At 68.8% G+C, this 21294-nt stretch carries 8 protein-coding genes; all 8 read right to left on the bottom strand.

The annotated features are described in order from the left end of the window. On the bottom strand, window positions 1-2292 hold the full coding sequence (locus tag GZ997_RS04950; protein WP_162679084.1) for a hypothetical protein: 2292 nt from the start codon (window positions 2290-2292) through the stop codon (window positions 1-3). A 103-nt stretch (window positions 2293-2395) separates the two neighbouring features. Continuing rightward, window positions 2396-5158 (bottom strand): hypothetical protein, encoded by a 2763-nt coding sequence (locus GZ997_RS04945; protein WP_161924771.1) that lies wholly within the window; start codon window positions 5156-5158, stop codon window positions 2396-2398. Window positions 5159-5160: 2 nt separating this feature from the next. Then, a complete protein-coding gene (locus tag GZ997_RS04940; protein WP_162679083.1) occupies window positions 5161-8733 on the bottom strand; it encodes a tubulin-like doman-containing protein in 3573 nt (1190 codons plus the stop codon). 110 nt (window positions 8734-8843) lie between these two features. Then, window positions 8844-11552: a VWA domain-containing protein gene (locus GZ997_RS04935; protein ID WP_162679082.1), complete on the bottom strand. Its 2709-nt coding sequence runs from the start codon at window positions 11550-11552 to the stop codon at window positions 8844-8846. A 2-nt stretch (window positions 11553-11554) separates the two neighbouring features. Beyond that, the gene (locus tag GZ997_RS04930; RefSeq protein WP_162679081.1) at window positions 11555-12049 is read right to left on the bottom strand and encodes a hypothetical protein; all 495 of its coding nucleotides are present in this window, start codon (window positions 12047-12049) and stop codon (window positions 11555-11557) included. 188 nt (window positions 12050-12237) lie between these two features. Further along, entirely contained in the window at window positions 12238-13089 is an 852-nt protein-coding gene (locus tag GZ997_RS04925; protein WP_162679080.1) for a hypothetical protein, read from the bottom strand. Window positions 13090-13292: 203 nt separating this feature from the next. Beyond that, a complete protein-coding gene (locus GZ997_RS04920) occupies window positions 13293-17261 on the bottom strand; it encodes a DNA-directed RNA polymerase subunit beta' (RefSeq protein WP_162679079.1) in 3969 nt (1322 codons plus the stop codon). A 129-nt stretch (window positions 17262-17390) separates the two neighbouring features. Continuing rightward, window positions 17391-20909 carry a DNA-directed RNA polymerase subunit beta gene (gene rpoB, locus GZ997_RS04915; protein ID WP_162679078.1) on the bottom strand — a complete coding sequence of 1173 codons (3519 nt, stop codon included), beginning with the start codon at window positions 20907-20909 and terminating at the stop codon, window positions 17391-17393. Window positions 20910-21294: the final 385 nt, after the last annotated feature.

Below are 21294 nucleotides of genomic sequence, written 5' to 3'. Positions count from 1 at the left end.
TCACCGCTCCTTGCGCAGATTCGCTAGCTCAGGGTCAATCAGCGCGTAGTGCTCAAGCGAGCGGGGGGAAGCCTCTTCGTCCGCCCGTACGGAGGCGGCGGCCGGGGAGTCGACCAGCAGCCTGAAGTACCCGGGTTGCCGCGTTGCGTGATCGAACCACAAGGACATGATGGACCCATCCGGTGGAATGAGCACTGAGCTGTGGGCCTGCTGCCCCCCATCCTTGGTGGGGCGCTCCAGGAAGAACTTCACCTTAGTGCCGTCCGCCGGATTAAGCGGCAAGTGATCGGTATTGTGCACCAGGACGACGCCGACCGCGTCCGGCTGTGCCCGCACGCCGTGCACCGGGGCGATCTGCAGCTCCACCAGCGTCTGTCCGAAGGCCACCGCAGCCCGGCGCAGCAGCCCGCTCGCGATGCGCCCTTCCCCCGGCCAATGCAGGCTGTACTTGTACACCCATTGCGAGGGCACCTCTACGGTCACCGGCAGCGAGGTGATCTGCTGGCCCGACAAGTAGGTCAGAGAGTTCAGGTGAATAGTCCCCCCGGATGCCGGCAGCATCCCCTCGCTCAGCACGCACCCGCCGGCTGCCCGGTAGTCGTCGTGGCTGACATCGAGCAGCGGCGCCGCAGCGGGGTCGAAGGCCTCGCCGGGGGCGGTGAACCGAATCTGCACCGAGGCGGCATCCCCCGGCCAGGTGAAAGTCACCAGGTCCCAGGTAAGACGCCGGGTGAGCACCGCGTTGTGGATCTTGCCCGCGCGCTTGCACACGATGGGCTTGCCGATAGTGGCCTGCCCATCGGAGTGCAGCGTAACCGGGGTGAGGTACAGCGCGTCCCACTGGTCGCCCTCCGGCCAGCGCACCAAGTCAAGCTGGTAGCGCTTGTGCGTGGGGGCATCGCTGTCGCTGATGGCGGCCAGGCGAGTATTCAGCCGCGCCTCCTCGGGCAGGCCCGCCGTAGCCAGCTGGCTCAGGGGAATGACTTCCAACGCGCTCGCCTGCGCCGAGACCGGTTCCCGGGTTCGGTAGATCTCGGTTTTGGCCAGCGGGTGCTGCGTCCAGGTCAGCGACAGCGTCAGCCCCGTGCCGTCAGCGTCGGGCACCTGCACCGCCTGCAAGTCCTCAATCGCCTCTACCGTGATTTCCGGAACGATCCGCCGAGGAATCGGTCTTGAGGTATAGGTCTGGCCCTCGACGACGACCTCTACGGCAGCCACATAGGTGTAGGGGACGCCGCCCACGATCTGCGCGTCCTGAAACCCCTGGCCGTTGTTAGGCAGTGCGAAGCTCATCCACGACGAGCTGCGCAGGTGCGGTCCCGGCGGCTCGTCCTGGGGCAGGCGGGCCGTGAGCACGGTCAGCGAGGCACCGGGCGGGGCTTTGGGCGGCACCCAAGTACCAACGACGGCGCGCGCCTCCGCATCGAACTCCACCGTCCAGTCCGCCAGGTCGTGGATGACCACCCCACTGGCCACGCGCCTAGGCTGCCCCAGCACGCCGGCCTCAGCGCCGGCCTCATAGCCCCATACGGTCACGAACCGGACTGCCGTCGTAGCCGGGGAGTCGTCACGCGCAGTGGTGCCGGTAGTAACCGCGACTTCCTGGAAGTCATCGGGGCTATAGGGCATGGCGGTGTCCGAGACGACCACGCGGTAGGTCTCCCCCTCACCGGGATCCGGCCAGGTGTAGCGCAGGCCACCGCCCACGCGCTGCCATGACACCGGGATGTGCGCACCTCCCTGGTCCGCAGCATCCAGGTCCATGCGCTCATAGGTGTAGTCGGGAAAGGCGACGTCCAGCTCGGGTTCCGCCGCGGCGCCGACGGCGGGCTGGGCCGCCGTCGGCTCCAACGGACCACCCACCGACTCACCCGCGGACTCGTCCACGGGCTGGCCGGGTGAGCCCGCGGGCTCGCCCTCCCCCGCCTGGTAGCTCGGCTCCGGCACCGATGGTGGGCGGGCCGCGTCCTCGGTGACCGCATCATCCGCATTTTCATTCGCACCACCCACCGGTGCCTGCGCCGGGGCGGAAGCGCCTGTTGCCGGTCCGAAGGTGCTGTTGAGCATCTCGGCTACCGGAACCGCTACGGACTCGTACAGGTCATCACGTCCCTCGAGCAGTTCCTCGGTGATGACTTCCGGATCAAACACCGTGGCGCCGCCCACCTCGCGGCCGGTCAGCATCAGCCGCCTCCACATCGACGGGCGTAGCACCTCCTTGGCCTGCGCTCCGGTTTCACAGCCGATCCACTGCGTCATTGCCTCGGTGAATTCACGGAAGTTGAGCGACATTGTTAATCCTTATTGCGGGAATTCGGGAATGGGGACTTGCTGTGTTGCGGGAAGGGATGGCGTGGAAGATCGCTTCGCCTCCGACTGACCGGTACGCGACGCGTCAGTACTCGAGCGGACCGAACGGGGGCTGCGGGATAGCAGGCGGGGCGTCATCCGGGCCGCCGGAGTCCGCCGCGGCAAAATCTGCGTGGGCAGCCGCGGCTGTCCGGCCAGTTGCGGCGCTCCTGTCCGCCCTGTCATAGACGGGCTCGTCCAGCCGGAAGCTGTTCCCGGAGTCGGCTGCCTGCGGGAAGACGAACTCCCCTGAGGGGATCGGATCCGTGGATGCGGCCAGCACCATGGTCTGGCTCAGCCCCCTGGTGGACTCGGTGAACCAGTGGTTGGCCAGACTGGTCAGTGCCCGCCCGGTGGCGTGCGCCGCCGGGCTCAGCACCTGTGAAATCACTGGCCGGGAGGCGGGCGTGGACAGGTCCTCCCGGTATGCCGCTACTGCGCGGCGCTCGCCGTCGGAGGTGATGACGGCCAGGTCAAGCCGCGGACCCGTGGAGTCCGCGAGCAGTCCCAGGCAGGTGCGCCACTTGTCCAGGCCCGCGCTGGAGCGCACTCCGGCGTGTAGGACGCCCTGCTCCCAGTTGGCCAGCGCGGATCCCGCATGCCCCGGTTCGTTGAGCAGGTTCAAGTGCCCGGCGTTGTAGGCACTGCGCTGCTCCGGGGTCAGGTCATCGGCGACTGCCGCCTCGAATGCGTCCCAGGCCTCGGACAGCCAGCCAACAGTGAATACCTGTCGGCGCAGCTCAGCAGCCACGTCCGCCGCGTGCCGCTGGTCGACCTCGACCGTGACGTGCTGGAGCGGCTCCGGCGGGACTCCGCGGGAATCGTGGGTAGGGGCGGTCGCCTGCTGCTCGCCGAGCGGATCAGCGAGGAACTCGGTGATGATCGCCGCCCACCGGTTGAATTGCGCGTAGGCCTCGCCGATCGCCGACAGGTCCTCGATCGCCATGCGCAGATTGGCCTCCAGCTCCGGCAGCTGCGCGCTTCGCGACTCGGTGAGGAAGATCAGGCGGAACACCTCTCTCTGCCGCACAGCGAAGATCCACACCGATGCCAGCAGCCAGATCAACAGCGCGCCGCCGACCGTGATACCCAGCGCGAACCAGCTCATCCGGCCCAGGACGGTCAGCACCAGTGGCACCCCGACGGCAATCCCCAGCACCAGCAGCAGGAGACGAAGAATCTTCGCCAGGGACCTCTGCTCGTGCTCGATCTCCTGCCCGAAGTCCTGCGCCCGAAGCTCATCGAGCCTGGCCTGCGTGTCCCGGATATCGGCCCTGGCCGCCTCCCAGTGCCGGGCGATCGCCCGGCCGATCAGCGGTACGAAGCGCCTGCTGTTCCGGGTGTGCCAGCTCTCAATCCGCCGCAGGTACTCCTGGGCGGTTGCGGCGCGCGGACCGTTTTCCGCAGCCGCCTTCTGCAGCACCCGGCGAACACGCTGCGTCTCCAGCTCGTCCCAGGCGTGTAGCACGGTGTCGGCGGGCAGGGGGTCGATGGCCTGCGGCAGGCGCAGGCTGCCCTCGTCCTCACCCGAGGGCGCCACCAAGTCACGCTCGGGCACGTATCCCTCGTATGCCGTGAGCCGCAGCTCCTCGCACCCGGACCCGTCCAGCAGCGCGCGCGAGCCGCTGATCAGGTCCTGCCACAGCCCGCCGAAGTCCCGTGCCGCCGGCTGTGGTGCCCGCGGGAACTCCTCGGGGATGGAGGCGCTCGCCTGCGCCGCCAGGCGGGACAGCTCCTGCCAGCTGGCGGGCTGTCCGGAGGCATCCACCCCGCCGACGACGACGCGGACGGGTGAGTCGGGCCCGAACACGGCCGCCGAAACCGACCCGGCGATGCCGGCCTTGATCCCGGCGATCTGCTTGCGCAGCCAGTCCCCGGGGGCGCCCGCAAGCGCCTTGAGCAGGAAGGCGAAGAACATCTTCAGGAGCTTCCACGCTCCCATGGAGCGCGGCGGCGACGCATCCGCCAACCGGGCGGGCGGGCGGCGCAGGTGCTTGCCGTGGCGCCGCTCCCAGTCTGCGGCCGCCTGCACCACGCGCTCCCCGGGATCGGGGAAGCCCGCGACCGGCACACCGGTGTCGGAGCGGATCGGCTGCGGATAGTGCGCGGCTATGGACGTCACCTGGGACCGCAGCGCGTCTTCGACCGCGCGCGCATCGGCAACCCGCACAAAGGTGCGGGTGATCTTCACGTAGTCGGACGTGGATGGGCGCTGGTCGTCCTCGGGCGCCGCGCTCACCGTGCCGGTGATGCCACCCTGCACGGCGAGCCCAACCGCGGCGCAACCGGGAATCGCCTCCGGCGTCAGCCACCAGCCGGACACGGTAAAGGCCGGGTCGGCCGATACCTCGGGAGAAAGCATTACGTTGTGCCAGCCCTGGTGCCCGAGCTCCCCGGGGATGGGCGCGTCCGACCAGGGCACCAGGACGCGCACGCATTCACGCCGGGCCTGCCCGGGTATGCCCAGCCCCTGGAAGTGAAGCTCCGCGAGGGCTGAAAGAGCATCACGCGCCTCGTGCCCGACGGGCACCACGACGATCAGCCGCACGACTTCAACCGCATGGCGATTCACCGCGCGCGAGAAGCGCAGCGCGGACACCTGGCCCTGGTTGACCGCGAGCGTCAGCGGGTCCTGCTGGGCGGGATCCGCTGACGGATCGGGCCCAGACTCGATCCAGTGGAAGGGAGACAGCAACCCGGCGGCAGACAGGTCCGTCAATGCCGCCAGCACTGGGCGCTGGCTCCGGGGAGCGATGTAGATGGTTACCGCCTTGCCGGGCGCCTGGTCCGCAACAGATGAGATGGCCATGCTCAGTACTCCAGCCCGCCCGTCTCGGCTGCCGCGCCAGGGGCGAATCCAGCCGGATCCACCCGCGCCAGGTCATCGCGAACCGCCATCAGCTCCTCGCTCATCTCCCGCGCCAGGTCCACGCTCAGGGGCGTAGTCGCCACCAGCTCGCGGCGGTGGTAGTTGGTCCAGTGCCCCGGCGCGTCTGCCTTGCCCTGCCCGGGAAGGTAGTTCTGATCAAGATCCGCCAAGATCGCATCGCAGTACGCCAGCAAGCGCTCCCTGCGCTCCTCGGCGTTGCGCGCATCCGCCAGGTCCACTCCCGGGGTGAGGTCGTCAACGGCCCCCCGGCCGAGTAATTCGGCAAGCATGCTCTGCACGGGGGTGTCCCTGCCGAAGGCCTCCTGGTGCTGGTTGGCGCCGTCGTCGGCCCAGCGGCGCAGCACGCTCCAGGGCCGGAACACCTCCAGGCCTTCCCGGCCTATCCGCAGGTACGCGAGCAAGGTGGCCTCCAGGACCGCGGGCAGCCAGGCGTTCGGGGCGATCATCCGGGAGGGCGGAGTCAGCATGGGTGCGGGGAAGGCGACCCATTCGCCCTCGGCGCGGTCCCATACGCGCACCGGGTGGTTGTCGGTGGCGGAGCGCCACGGCTCCCGGTCGATCCCTCCGGCGAGGGTGGCGGCCCACCAGCCACGGATGATGGCACGGCGCTCATCATCACCCATCGGCAGGCCCCCGGGCAGCGGGCGCGCCCGCCGGAACTGCCAGAAGGCGCTACGGCCGCCGTCCGATCCGGATACGGTGTCCCACCTGTCCGCCACGGACTTCAGCAGTCCCGAGTAGGCCACCGGCAGTGTGCGCGGGTAGGAGCCGAAGACGTCCACGCGCGCCACGTCGTCGTCTGCGAGGCGATTACGCACGTTGTCCACCACCAGGTCCGTGGCGAAGGACGTGTTGTGCCGGAGGTAGTCGAGGAACTCATCGGCGACCCGGTGATTGCTGAAGGGAATCGCGGAGAAGGTGAAGGACAGCTGGGGGGCCTGCCCGTCGTGCAGCCGGGCGTAGACCTGCGGATCGATCTCCACCAGCGGGCGCGCCATCTCCAGCGTCCGCTTCAGGCCCGTCAGGACGGCGGCAGAGCGCTCGGCGCGCTCGTGCTCCCCTACCGAGTCGTCGTTGAGATAGCCGCGCAGGGACTGGGAGGTGAACTGCTCGAAGGCCTCGCCACGACGGGCCACGAAGGCCCGCGCCCGATTGAGCAGCACCGACGGCTGCAGCCGAACCGTGGCACGCGCCGGGTTGGGCACCTCCCCCTGAGCCGCGATTTGCAGGCCCCGGGGCACCCAGCCGGACACGCTCAGGAGATCGTCCGGGGCGGGGTCGCCGGCTCCCTGCGCCCAGCGTCCGGTAACCACGGCCCTGACCACCGACGTATAGGGGTTATCACTGTCATCCGGGGCGGCATCGCGCACATGCTCGGAGAAGTATGCGGGGTAGTCGCGCACGTCCATGAGCACGACCTCGTTGTGCGCCGTGGCGAATCTGGCAGGCACCGCGGCCACCTGTCCCTCCCCGGGGGGAGCCTCCTCGGGCCAGGCGGCGTACAGGTCCGTAGCCACGTCAGCGACACCGACGGCGTTGTGGCGGTCATTGCGTGCGGACTCCAGCACCCGCCGGGCATCGTTGAGCGCGTTCGCCAACGGAGCCACCACTGAATCAGCCATATCCCGCAGCGCGGGCGCGAGGTCCACCGCCGTGGTGCAGCCCACCCACTGTGCGAGCCGCTTGACCAGCTGAGTGCGCAGCTGGTTCATGATCTCCTGCTGCGCCTGCGACGACAGGGTTCCCTTGTGGCCCATGGTCGCCAGCTGCTGGGACAGCTCCCGGGGCAGGGCCAGCGGCTGGTTCGGGCGTTGCGTCACCGCGCCCGCAAGGCGCTCCGCCAGGCCCGGCAGCTCGCCGCCCGGCCGCCGCAGCCGGTCCAGTACCGTCAGGGCGTAGGGGATGCCGTACTCGGAGATGTTGAGCCTAATCGTGTCGGTGAGTCTGCCGGCGATCTCCTCCGCGCGGGCCCGGGCCATGTCGCGCGCAATCGTCTCAAGCTGCGCGGTGACCGCCGGGGCCTGGCCCCGCAGCCAGTCGCTCAGCGCGTTCTGCAGCGCCGCGGCCGTGACCCCGTCGCCGAGCGCGATCTGCCGGGCGAACAGGCCGTCCACGACGTCCCGCATCCGCGCCACGATCGTGTCATTGTTGACCACCCTGCTGGCCTGTGCGGATGCGAGCCACAGCAGTGCCTCCTGGTCCGCCGCGCCCGAGACGCCGACTACGTTCGTGCCCGACGTCGTCGGCAGCCCGATCCGCTCCAGCTCCAGCGCCCGGTTGGTGCTCCACAGGTCGGTGAGCGCCTGTGTGTCGCCGATGTTCACGCCCGGGCGCCGGAATCCGTCCAGCACGTGGTCCACGCACCGCCTGGCGATCCGCTGCGCGGCGTACTCGGCGTAGCGGTCCCGCCCCGTGCTCAGAGAGGCATAGCCGAAGGAGCTCCAGGCCGTGTCGGTAGCGTCCACCCCCCAGCTGACGTACTCCTTGTCGGAGACGCTGACACCGTTCGCAATGTCATAGGAGACGTAGTCATTGAAGGCCGGGGAGGCGATGTAGCGCGCCAACCCGCGTCCCATGCCACGGAAGACGTCCTCCGCCGACCCGTCTCCGAACACCGCCCCCGTACCGCCGGCCTTGATTCCGATGGGGGTTACCCGCTTGAAGGCGCGGCCCGCGCGATTGGTAATCCCGAAGCAGGCGTACAGCTCCTCGTCAAGGCGGGCGGCCCGCCCCTCCGCCCCCGCCTGGGCGGCGACGATCTCCCCGAGCATGGCCAGGGTGTTGCCGGGCATCCCGGTGCGCTTGTCAGGCGGAACCGACCCGAAGGCCTCGGCGGTGTACAGGAACACCGAGATCAGCTGCGGGTCAATCGGCGGGGTCGACTGGACTCCGGCAACCAGACGGCACACGTCCAGCGCCATTGAGGCCCCAGACCCTCCGGCCATCGAGGAGACCACAAGCACCATCGGCACGGCATCCGCCTTAGGCGGGTCACCGGCCCCCGGCACCACGGCGCAGACGCGCTCAGCCTGCTCCTGGGCGAGGGGGTTGGCCATACGGGCCAAGGACGCCTGAACCGCCCGCGAGATGTCATCCAGCTTAGTGAGCACAAGCAGGCGGCCGATGCCACGGAACTGCCCGGCGCCGACAGTTACCGGAAATGCCACTTCCCTGGGGTGGCGCGGCATCCAGGTCGCCAGGTGGCGCAACCCGGCCGTGCTGTTCTGCTGCACCCGACCGGTGAGCGCCTGGTCAACCACGGAGTACGCACCGGAGGCGACGCCGCAGGCCACGTACGCTCCGCCCTGCTGCGTCACCGTCCCCACGGTGTCCGCAGCCTCCTCCTGCAGGGGCGTGTCCACGCTCAGGAACTGCCAGCACTCGGGTATCTCCCCGATGCCGTGCACGGCGAGGTCGGCCCGGATCTGATCCATCATGTACGCCAGTGTCTTGGCGCCCGAGCCACCGCAACCGATGACTAGAACCTTGTGCATTTCCGTGTAGTCCTTTCCGCCCGCGATCTCACCGGGGGGCGCCCTGGGGGTACGGGTGGCCCGTCAAGGGCCAAGTTATCGCGTGCGCCATATCGGTGCGCGGTATGTCACTATCCGAACGGGGATGAGTCCTCGGCGGGCGCAGAGCCCCCTAGAGGCGCCGAGTCACCGAAGGGATTGGCCCCGTCCAGGCCCGGGTCCGCGGCGCCCGCATCTGCCCCCAGTCCGGCGCCCGCATCCTGGGCCACGGCCGGGCGGGACGAGCTCGCGACCGAGGCGACCGCGGTAGCCAGGTGCTCCCGGGCGTCGGCAACCACCTTCTCGATCGCTTCCGGGGCCGCCGAGGCGAGCAGTACCAGCAGCGTTACGCGCCGGGGCGAGTCCGGCTGGTCAAGAATCGCGACCCAGTTCCCGCGTACCGCCAGCGGCAGCACGGCGTGGCCGTCTCGCGCGCCGCCGACGGCCCCGGAGACGGACGGGGCATCGGGTCCCGCCACCACGACGTAAGGCGCCTCAGTGGGCGATATGCCCACCACCGTGCGCAGGTGGAAACCCGCCACGGCGCAATCGCGCTGCCGCCGCGTCAGGGAGTGCATCGTCAGCTCCTCCGGGCCGAAATCGATGGAGGCGGCGCTGCCGGCCTGCGGAACCTCGACCACCTTCGTCCCGGCGATCAGTGTTCCCGCGGGGATGCGTGCCGACAGCGACTTGAACAGGTAGAGCAGCGCCAGGGGAATGCCGATGCCCGCAGCGAGTGCGATGGCGAAGGTGCTCCACGTGGTGGCGACATTGAGCGGCCGCCGCATCTCCGCAGTCATGGGGACCTCGACGACCTGCACCCGTTCGGGTTCGTCCAGAGGCGCGACCGAGACCTTGACGGTCCCCGTCACGGCGCCGTTGGCCTGACTGCCGACAGTCAGCGTGAGCGGGAGCGATGCCTTGGCGCCATCGGCCGCGCTAACGCACTGCTCGGGCGTGGAGGCAGCGGCGCTCACGGAGATGTCGCCGGCCCCATGGGGGGCGCCCGTGAGCTTAAGCGAATCCGCGCCCACCCAGACGCACCCGGGACCGGTGACATCCAGCTCGGCCGTCGCGGTCGTCTCCTTCTCGAGTCTTCCAAAGTCGATCGTGGCACCCAGCTCGGGGAAGTTCGACGGCGGGTTCACAGTCACCGGGACCGAGCTGGTGGTCGGGTCCAGCTGCGTGCCCGGAATCGTCTTTCCGCCGTCGGTCGCATCCGCGGTCGTCACCGCCACTGAGGTCGTAACCGCTCCCGTGCCCACGGCGACGTCCTCGCCGATTGCGAGCTCCACCGGGTGCTCGATGTCGCCCAGGTCGTCCGAGTCCAGCAGCGTGTGCTCCTCCCCCGCGGCATCCGTCAGCGTCACGGAGTAGGAGACCGCACCGGTGAACTTGTCAGCCCGCACTACATCGCCGTCCACACGCGACAGCAGCACGATGGTCGCCTCCACGCTCTCACCCTGCCGCAGCGTGGTGGTGTCCAGGTCCTTCCAGCTCAGCGTGAGAGGCGAGGTCAGGTGCAGGTTCACATGCACCTGCTTGTCCTCGGACTGCGCCCGCGTGTCGACGAAGGCGATCCGCCACTGCCCGTCCCAGGCCTTGGAGGTGGCCGCGTCAAGGTCGATCTCCAGTGTGCGCCGAGTGCGCCACTGGTAGCTGATACCGTCGGCGGGCTGCGCGTCGCCCGCCTGCGCCGACAGGATCATCGGCGCAGACGCCCCCGGCGGGTACAGGTATGCGTCCAGGTCATCCACGTCCGTTGTGGCCAGCACGTGCACCGTGTCCACCGACTTGTCCAGGACGAAGGACAGCTCGCCGTCGGCGCAGACCTGCCCCTGGCAGATCTCGACCGAGGACGAGCGGACCGTGTCCCCAGGGGTCCCGATCGCGTCGAATGCGAGCAGCAGCTGGTCTATGCCGCCCGCCGTGTAGAAGGCACCCTGCGGGGAGGACAGGGCCCCGCATGCCTCAAGCCCGGCAGAAGCGGCGTTATCTCCGCCGGCGAGCGTCACCCGGCGCATCAGCGTCAGGTCGGTGTCTCCTGCCTCCAGCCCAATACCCAGGAGCACCACGCCCGAGCCGCGGAGCTGATCGGCGAGCCCGGTGTCGCGGCAGATGTCCGCAACACCTGCGGCCTCTGCCCGTGCCACGCCGGACTCCTCGTCCAGCGAAACGCCCGGCGCATAGGGCTTCTCACTGCCGATGGCGTCACGGACCGCGCGCGTGTCCCGCACGTCCAGGTCGAAGGCGCCGTCGGAGAACCAGGCGATCGCACGGCAGCCCGACTCGTCATGATCCACGAGGTCCTGCCTGGCCCCCTCCAGCGCAGTCCAGTAGTCGGTGTCGTAGTCCCGGATGTCTGAGCCAATCGCCTCGACCGACTGCTTGACAGCCGCGACGTTGTCCGGGGAGATCCCGGTCCACTCGCCTACAGGTGCGTAGGAGTCGGAGAATCCGGCGACGCGGACATCCACCACCGCACCGCTGCGTTCCGAGAAGTCGGCGAGGCGCTCGGCGAGATAGCTCGCGGCCTGTACCCGGGTGCCCTCCGGGTCGGTTTCGCGCAGTGACCCCGACTGGTCCAGGAGCAGCAGCAGGGACCCGCTTCCCCGCCCGACGAGGCAGGCTCCGAAGTCATCCATGCCAGAGCGCGGCGGCGTGGCCGGCTCCTCGTCGGCGGCCGCCCGCGGCGGAGTTGCCAGCAGCGTCAAGCCGAGGCAGACGGCTCCCACCAGCGCGATCAGGCAGCGCAGGATCCCCCTGCGGCGCAGCTCGGGCCGTACCGTGCTCCCTGCCATGCTCACAGCCTCCCCACGTACAGGGCGATCCGCACAGCCGCGGCAACGACGGCGGCGACGGCAAGCACCACGCTGAACCGGTGGAACATGACAGCGCGCTTCTTGTAGAGGTACCACGGGTTCGCCTGCCGCTGGGCGTCCTTGACCACGAAGAGCGTTGCGAGTCCCAGGCCGACCAGCGCGGCGAGCGCCCACGCAACTGCGGCGACGGCGATCTGCTCGAACAGGATAGCGAGCACGAGTCCCAGCGTAGACGCGGCCAGGGATCCGGCGAGTAGCCCCACCGGCGCACTGGTCGTGGCGTACCCGGCCGTAGTCTCCGCCGCCCGGCCTGCAAACGCGCTAACCGAGCCCTCGCCCCCGCCCTCAAGCGGGGCTTGCGCATCGAATACACCGTGCGGCTGCGGGTCCTGATCGGCCCCCGGAGCCGAGGAGGGCGTCTTGGCCTGACTGTCCCACGCCCCCAGCGCGGGTGAGTCCGATCTTGGCGACGTCATCGTAGACGACTTCCTTCCAGGTCCAGGGCGGCCGCATTGCGCACCCGCAGGGCGTCATGTCCGGGCACGGGCCACGTGGCCGACTGCCCGGGGCCCAAGCGTAGTACTTCCATCACTCTCATACTCGATTGCCAGTAGTCAATTCCGGGCGCCCCACTGCCCCAGCACCCTAAGCACCCTGCGAGCCCTCAGAACACTGTGTACTCGGTCCGGGAGACGGTGAAGCCGGAGCCGGTGACCTGATTCCAGCAGGTCATACCGCTCTCCCGCGAAGTACAGGCGAACGTGTCATTCGCTGCTGACGAGCCGTAGTCGAGCGTGATCAGCACGCCATCGGCGCTACCGATGAAGTCATTCCCGCAGCTGAGCGAGGCCCAGCCGTCGGCAACACCGATGGAGAATAGGGACTGGCTGCAATCCTCCTGGCCGGCCTCGGCGTAATACCGCTCCGCCACCGAGCAGCCGACGATGTCATCATGCAGCTCGCAGGAGATGTTCTGCGAGGGGCTCTGAATCCAGAAGGCCTCGACCGCGTCGTCCGGCGCCGGGCTGACAAGGTCCCCGGCCGACGGATCCTGTGTGTCGGCGGCGTTACCCGAGTGGCTGCTGTCGCTGAGCGTGGTAAGCACCCCGTAGGCGCACTGGTAGAGCATGAACAGCGCGACCAGGACCAGCACAACCACCAGGATCGCTCGCGGGCCCCCGCTGCGCTTCGGCTGCGCCATGGGCTGGGGCGGGACTCCGGGCTGGGACGGCACTCCAGACCGGGGCGGTACTCCGGGCCGGGGTGGCACCGGTCCCGCAGCCGGGGCCATGGCGCCGCCGGGCGGCTGCTGCGCGCCCTGGTGCTGCTCCCACGCGCGCCGTACCTCGGACGAACCGAGCGACAGGATCCACTGGCGCAGGCCCTCCGGGCATGCCGGATTGACCACGATTCGCGCATGCAGCTCCGGGTAGTTGTCGGCGAGCTCCTCGAGCCTGTCCGGGCTGGTTTTAGGGGAGGAGGCGTCATTGGCCGCGTCACCGGGAATCATGTCCATCGTATCCTCCTGGCTCAGGTCCGCGCGGCGGCGGCGTGCGCTCCACGTTGCGCACGCCGCCGTTACTGTGGGCGACACTACATCATGCCGCGCGAGCGCGGGCCCGTGTAGCGAGTTGGCCCCGGCGAGCGGAGTGCTCGCCGGGGCCAACTCACAAGCGGCAACGGTGCGGCGGCTGCCCGCCGCCCGTCAGCTTCGGGGTGTCAGAACTGGAAGTCCTCCGAGGAGGCGTTGAAACCCGTGCGGAAGTCATCGGAGAAGTCCGCACGGAAGTCACCGCTGAAGGAGAAGTCGTCGTCGAGTGCCACGGACTCCCCCATGCTGAAGGTGTCGCCCCCGGCGTAGCCGGCCCGGGAGAAGACCTCCGCCTTGACCTCCTCGGTCGGCTCCACCTCGATGTCCGAGTAGCGGGCCAGGCCGGTGCCGGCGGGGATCAGCTTGCCCAGGATGACATTCTCCTTCAGGCCCAGCAGCGGGTCCGACTTGCCGCTCATGGCGGCCTCGGTGAGCACGCGCGTGGTCTCCTGGAAGGAGGCGGCGCTCAGCCACGAGTCGGTCGCGAGGGAGGCCTTGGTGATACCCATCAGCTCGGTGCGCGCGGACGCGGTCTTGCCGCCCTCCGCCATGACCCGGCGGTTCTCCTCGCGGTAGCGGGAGACGTCAACCAGGTCTCCCTGGAGGAGGTTGGTGTCACCGGTGTCCAGCACGGTCACGCGCCGCAGCATCTGACGGACGATGACCTCGATGTGCTTGGAGTGGATGTCCACGCCCTGGGAGCGGTAGACCTCCTGCACCTCGTCCACCAGGTGGCGCTGGGTGGCACCCACGCTGCGCAGTCGCAGGATCTTCTTGGGGTCGATCGGCCCCTCGGTGAGGGCATCGCCCGGCTCCACGTGGTCCCCGTCGGTGACCAGCAGGCGCTGGCGCCGGGAGACCGGTACTACCAGGTCCTCCTCGCCGTCGGCCCGGGTGATGACCAGGCGCTTGCCGTCGGCGTCGTCCTCGATCTTGAGGGTGCCGGCGGCCTCCGCCACCGCGGCCTCACCCTTCGGGGTGCGGGCCTCGAAGAGCTCCTGGACGCGGGGCAGACCCTGGGTGATGTCGGCCGCGCCGGCCGCACCACCGGTGTGGAAGGTACGCATCGTCAGCTGCGTGCCGGGCTCACCAATGGACTGGGCGGCGATGATGCCGACGGCCTCGCCGATGTCCACGCGCTTGCCGGTGGCCAGGGAGCGGCCGTAGCAGGCGGCGCAGGTGCCGACGGCGGAGTCGCAGGTCAGCACGGAGCGGCACACGACCTCCTCGATGCCGGCGTCGATCGCCGCGCGGATATCGGCGTCACTGAGGTCGGTTCCGGCCGCGACCACCACGTTACCGTCGGCGTCCACGGCGTCACGGGCGAGCGTCGTACCGAACACGGTGGTCTCCAGGATGTCGGAGACCTCCTTGACGCGCTCGCCGCCGACCTCCCGCCAGGTGAACAGGCGCTTGGTCAGGCCCTTGCGGGTGCCGCAGTCGTCCTCGCGGACGATCACGTCCTGAGAGACGTCCACCAGGCGGCGGGTCAGGTAGCCGGAGTCGGCAGTGCGCAGCGCCGTGTCCGCCAGGCCCTTGCGGGCGCCGTGGGTGGCGATGAAGTACTCCAGGACGGACAGCCCCTCCCGGTAGTTGGACTCGATCGGCCGCTCGATCAGGCGCTGCTTGGGGTCGGCCACCAGGCCGCGCATACCGGCGAGCTGGCGGATCTGGTCCCAGTTACCACGACCACCGGACGCCACCATCTGGTAGACGGTGTTGCGCTCGGGGAAGTTGGCGCGCATGGCCTCGGCAACCTCGTCAGTGGCCTTGGTCCAGATGTCGATCAGCGACTTGTAGCGGTCGTCCTCGGTGAGCGCACCGAGGCCGAACTGCTCCTCGATCTCCGCGGCCTGGGCCTCGTAGCGGGCCAGGATCTCCGGCTTGGAGGGCGGGGAGACCACGTCGGCGAAGGCCACGGTGATGCCGGACCAGGTGGACCAGTGGAAGCCGTTGGCCTTCAGCTCGTCCAGGCAGGCGGCCACCTCAACCCGCGGGTAGGACTCCGCCAGCGTGTTGATGATGTTGCCCAGCTTCTTCTTGTCAACCGTGTAGTTGACGTAGGGGAAGGTCTCCGGCAGCGCCGTGTTGAACAGGGCGCGACCGAAGGACGTGCGCAGGGTGATCGGGTCGCCCTCGCTCCAGTTCTCGGGGGCCTGCCAGTCCTCGGGCGCGGTAATGCCCTCCTCGAAGCGGATGTCGCAGGCGGCGTTGACGTCGAGCTTGCCGAAGTCGTAGGCCATGACCGCCTCCGCGTAGGAGGAGAAGGCCGGAACGATCGGCTCGCCGTCGGCATCCGTCTCCACTGCCACGGCCGGGTCCGGCTCCTGGGTGAGGTAGTAGGTGCCGATGATCATGTCCTGAGAGGGCATGGTCACCGGGCGGCCGTCGGAGGGCTTGAGGATGTTGTTGCTCGACAGCATCAGGATGCGGGCCTCGGCCTGCGCCTCGGCGCCCAGCGGCAGGTGCACGGCCATCTGGTCGCCGTCGAAGTCGGCGTTGAAGGCGCCGCACACCAGCGGGTGCAGCTGGATGGCCTTGCCCTCGATCAGCTGGGGCTCGAAGGCCTGGATACCCAGGCGGTGCAGCGTGGGGGCGCGGTTGAGCAGCACCGGGTGCTCGCGGATGACCTCGGCCAGCACGTCCCAGACCTTCGGGTTGGCACGCTCGACCATCCGCTTGGCGGCCTTGACGTTCTGCGCCTCCTTGAGCTCCACCAGCCGCTTCATGACGAAGGGCTTGAACAGCTCCAGGGCCATCTGGCTGGGCAGGCCGCACTGGTGCAGCTTCAGCTGCGGGCCGACGACGATCACGGAGCGGCCCGAGTAGTCCACGCGCTTGCCCAGCAGGTTCTGACGGAAACGACCCTGCTTGCCCTTGAGCATGTCGGACAGGGACTTCAGCGGGCGGTTGCCCACGCCGGTGACGGGGCGGCCGCGACGGCCGTTGTCGAACAGGGCGTCGACGGCGTCCTGCAGCATGCGCTTCTCGTTGTTGACGATGATCGTCGGGGCGCCCAGGTCCATCAGCCGCTTGAGGCGATTGTTGCGGTTGATGACGCGACGGTACAGGTCATTGAGGTCGGAGGTGGCGAAGCGGCCACCGTCCAGCTGCACCATGGGGCGCAGGTCCGGCGGGATCACCGGGATGTTGTCCAGCACCATCGCCTCGGGGGCGGTACCGGTCATGCGGAAGGCGTTAATCACCTTCAGCCGCTTGATGGCGCGGGTCTTGCGCTGACCGGTGCCGTTGTCGACGATCTCGGTCAGGGCGGCGGCCTCGGCCTCCAGGTCGAAGGTGCGCAGGCGGTCCTGGATGGCCTCCGCGCCCATGGCGCCCTTGAAGTAGATGCCGTAGTCGGCGGCCATGTCCCGGTAGAGGACCTCGTCACCCTCCAGGTCACCGACCTTGAGGGACACGAAGCGGTCCCAGACCTTGTCCATGTGCTCCAGGGTGCGGGTGTTCTTACGGCGCAGTGAGGCCATCTCCCGCTCGGCGGTCTTGCGGGCCTTGTCCCGCTGCGCCTGCTCGGCGCCCTCGGCCTCGAGCTGGGCGAGGTCCTCCTCCAGGCGGCGCTGGCGGGCCTCGATGTCGGCCTGTCCGGCCTCCTCGACGTGCTTCTTCTTGACCTCGAACTCGTTGCGCAGCGAGGGCAGGTCGTCGTGGCGGCCCTCCTCATCCACCTCGGTCACCATGTGGGCGGCGAAGTAGATGACCTTCTCCAGGTCCTTGGGGGCCAGGTTGAGCAGGTAGCCCAGGCGCGAGGGCACTCCCTTGAAGTACCAGATGTGGGTGACGGGCGCGGCGAGCTTGATGTGCGCCATGCGCTCACGGCGCACCTTGGAGCGGGTGACCTCCACCCCGCAGCGCTCGCACACAATGCCCTTGTAGCGCACACGCTTGTACTTGCCGCAGGCGCACTCCCAGTCGCGGGTGGGGCCGAAGATCTTCTCGCAGAACAGTCCGTCCTTCTCCGGCTTGAGCGTGCGGTAGTTGATGGTCTCGGGCTTCTTTACCTCGCCATGCGACCAGGACTTGATGTCCTCGGCGGTGGCAAGGCCGAGCTGGATCCTGTCGAACACGTTGGCGTCGAGCACAGTTCCTACTTCCGAATCAGAGTGGTCAGCTCAAAAGTCTTGGGGTCCCCGCACCGCGGTTCCACGGCGGCACAGGGCCCGATGGCCTGCGGGAGCGGCCGACGGCGCCCCTCCCGCAGGCGTTGAGGGTCAGATCTCATCCACCGTGACGGCGTTGCCGCCCGGGCGGCGCCCCAGGTCGAAGCCGAGCTCCTCGGAGGCGCGGCGGCCGTCGTCGTCGGTGTCATCCAGACCAATGGCGTTGCCCTCGGCGTCCAGCGCCTCGACGTTCAGGCACAGCGACTGCATCTCCTTCATGAGCACCTTGAAGGACTCGGGGATGCCGGGCTCGGGGATGTCCTCGCCCTTGACGATGGCCTCGTAGACCTTCACGCGGCCCGCCACGTCGTCGGACTTGACGGTCAGCAGCTCCTGGAGGGCGTGGGCGGCGCCGTAGGCCTCCATGGCCCACACCTCCATCTCGCCGAAGCGCTGGCCACCGAACTGCGCCTTACCGCCCAGCGGCTGCTGGGTGATCATCGAGTACGGGCCGGTGGAGCGGGCGTGGATCTTGTCGTCCACCAGGTGGTGGAGCTTGAGGATGTACATGTAGCCCACCGAGATCGGGTACGGGAAGGGCTCACCCGAACGGCCGTCGAACAGCCGTGCCTTGCCGTCCGGCTGCACCAGCTGCACGCCGTCCCCACTGGGCAGGGTGGAGTCCAGCAGACCCATCAGCTCGTCGTCACGCACGCCGTCGAACACGGGAGTGGCCACGGGCGTGCGCGGCTCGGCGGCCACGCCGTTCTCGGGCAGGCGCTGCGCCCACTCCTCGCCGGCCTCGCGGGCCGCGGAGGCGTCCCAGCCGCGGGAGGCGACCCAGCCCAGGTGCAGCTCAAGCACCTGGCCGACGTTCATACGGCTGGGCACGCCCAGCGGGTTGAGGATGACGTCCACCGGGGTGCCGTCCGCCAGGAAGGGCATGTCCTCCACCGGCAGGATCTTGGAGATGACGCCCTTGTTGCCGTGGCGGCCGGAGAGCTTGTCACCTACGGTGATCTTGCGGCGCTGCGCGATGTACACGCGCACCATCCGGTTCACGCCGGCCGGCAGCTCGGCGTCCTCGGAGGAGGCGTCGAACTCGCGCACACCGGTGACAATGCCGTACTCGCCGTGGGGCACGCGCAGGGAGGTGTCACGCACCTCGCGGGCCTTCTCCCCGAAGATCGCGCGCAGCAGCCGCTCCTCGCTGGTCAGCTCCGTCTCACCCTTGGGCGTGACCTTGCCTACCAGGATGTCACCGCTGCGCACCTCGGCGCCGATGCGGACAATGCCGCGCTCGTCCAGGTTGGCCAGCGCCTCCTCGGAGACGTTGGGGATATCGCGGGTGATTTCCTCGGCACCCAGCTTGGTGTCGCGGGCGTCGACCTCGTGCTCCTCGATGTGGATCGAGGTCAGAATGTCCTCGGCAACCACGCGCTGGGAGACGATGATGGCGTCCTCGTAGTTCAGGCCCTCCCAGGTCATGAACGCGACCAGGAGGTTCTGTCCCAGGGCCAGGTCGCCGTCGGCGGTTGCCGGGCCGTCCGCCAGCACCGAGCCGACCTCAACCCGCTCGCCCTCGGAGGCGACCACGCGCTGGTTGTAGCAGTTGCCCTGGTTGGAGCGGCGGAACTTGGCGACCTTGTAGACGGTCTCGGTGCCGTCGTCGTTGGCCACGCGCACAAAATCGGCGCACACCTCGGTGACCACACCCGCCTTGGCCGCAACTACCACGTCGCCGGCGTCCACTGCGGTGCGGCGCTCCATGCCGGTTCCCACGAGCGGGGCGTCGGGGCGGATCAGCGGCACGGCCTGGCGCTGCATGTTGGCGCCCATCAGCGCGCGGTTGGCGTCGTCGTGCTCGAGGAAGGGGATCAGTGAGGTACCCACGGAGACCATCTGCCGCGGGGACACGTCCATCAGGTCCACCTGCGAGGCCGGCACCAGGGCGGGCTCTCCACCGGTGACGCGGCACAGCACGTGGTCCTCGGCGAAGTGCCCGTCCGCGGTGAGCTCCACGTTCGCCTGGGCGATGACGTGGCGGTCCTCGTCGTCGGCGGTCAGGTAGTGGGTCTCATCGGTGACCTGGCCGTCGCGCACCACCCGGTAGGGGGTCTCGATGAAGCCGAAGGGGTTGATGCGCCCGAAGGTCGCCAGCGAACCGATAAGGCCGATGTTCGGGCCCTCGGGGGACTCGATGGGGCACATGCGCCCGTAGTGGGAGGTGTGCACGTCGCGGACCTCCATGGAGGCGCGCTCACGCGACAGACCACCGGGACCCAGCGCGGACAGGCGCCGCTTGTGGGTCAGGCCGGCCAGCGGGTTGTTCTGGTCCATGAACTGGGACAGCTGGCTGGTGCCGAAGAACTCCTTGATCGCGGCCGTGACGGGCCGGATGTTGATCAGGGTGTTCGGGGTGATGGCCTCCACGTCCTGAGTGGTCATGCGCTCGCGCACCTGCCGCTCCATGCGGCTCATGCCGGTGCGCACCTGGGCCTGGATCAGCTCCCCGACGGCGCGGATGCGGCGGTTGCCGAGGTGGTCGATGTCATCGAACTCGACTGCGACGTCGACGATCTCACCGTCGCGCACGCCCTCGATGGTCTCGGCGCCGACGTGCAGGGCGAGCAGGTACTTGATGGCGGCAACGATGTCCTCGATGCGCAGCACGGACTCGTTCAGGTCCGCAGTCAGGCCCAGCTTCTTGTTGATCTTGTAGCGGCCGACCTTGGCCAGGTCGTAGCGCTTGGCGTTGAAGTAGAAGTTCTCCAGCAGGGTGCGGCCGGCCTCCACGCTGGGCGGCTCGCCGGGGCGGATCTTCTTGTAGATGTCCAGCAGCGCCTCATCCTGGGTGGTGACCTTACGGTCCTCATCCAGGGCGGTGGTCAGCGCCGGGAAGTCCTTGAACTCCTCGCGGATCTCGGCCTCGTCCAGGCCCAGGGCCAGCAGGAACACGGAGATGTCCTGCTTGCGCTTGCGGTCGATGCGCACCGCAACCCGGTCGTTCTTGTCCACCTCGAACTCCAGCCAGGCGCCGCGCGAGGGGATGAACTTGACGTTGTACACGTACTTGTCCGAGGCCTTCTCGGTGGTGCGCTCGAAGTACACGCCCGGGGAGCGGACCAGCTGGGAGACAACTACGCGCTCGGAGCCGTTGACGATGAAGGTGCCCTTGTCCGTCATGAGCGGGAAGTCGCCCATGAAGACCGTCTGGGACTTGATCTCACCGGTGGTGAAGTTCTCGAAGTCCGCCACCACGTACAGCGGTGCGGAGTAGGTCAGGTCCTTCTCCTGGCACTCCTCGGCGGTGTACTTCGGCTCTTCGAAGCGGTGGTCGTGGAAGGACAGGGCCATGGTCTGGCCGAAGTCCTCGATCGGCGAGATCTCAGCGAAGATCTCTTCCAGCCCGGAGGTCTCCGGCAGCGAGCCCGGCTGGGCGGCATTGGCGGCGTCCACCCGGGAGCGCCACTTCTCGTTGCCCACGAGCCAGTCGAAGCTCTCGGTCTGCAGGCCGAGAAGGTTCGGAGCCTGCATCGGCTCGGCGATCTTGGCGAAATTGATTCGACGCGACGCGGTGCGCGCGGCGATTTCAGCGGCAGTTGGTGCAGAGGTGCGCGAGGCAGCCAAAGGGGATCCTTCCCTCATCTCGGGGACCACTCTGCGTACACTGCGGTGCGGGTCCGGGCGACCGCCACCCTTTTCCCTTCCGGTTATTCCCTTCCGGTTGGTCCAGCCATCCGGCTGACCGTTGGGCAGCGCCACTGGGGCCAGTACACACAAGGTACGCGAAGAGCTAGCCTACACGCTCACGCCGCATCGATCCACGCCGAGGCGGTGTTCCTCCTTGCGATTCCCGCCACAATCCCCCATACTGCCCCGCGCTCCGGCGGTACCCGCTCTCCCCGCACCGGCTCCGCCCCGCGGCAAGCAGGCGCTTGGACCGCCCCAACCAGGCGGGTCCGTCACGTATGTACGACGTCGCCCCGACCACGTATAGCGGTCGGGGCGACGT

This window comes from Actinomyces sp. 565, assembly GCF_010365615.1.
In the GTDB taxonomy this organism is placed as follows: Bacteria; Actinomycetota; Actinomycetes; order Actinomycetales; family Actinomycetaceae; genus Actinomyces.
The sequence above is the reverse complement of the archived record's forward strand: the minus strand, read 5'-3'. Positions and strand labels throughout refer to the sequence as shown.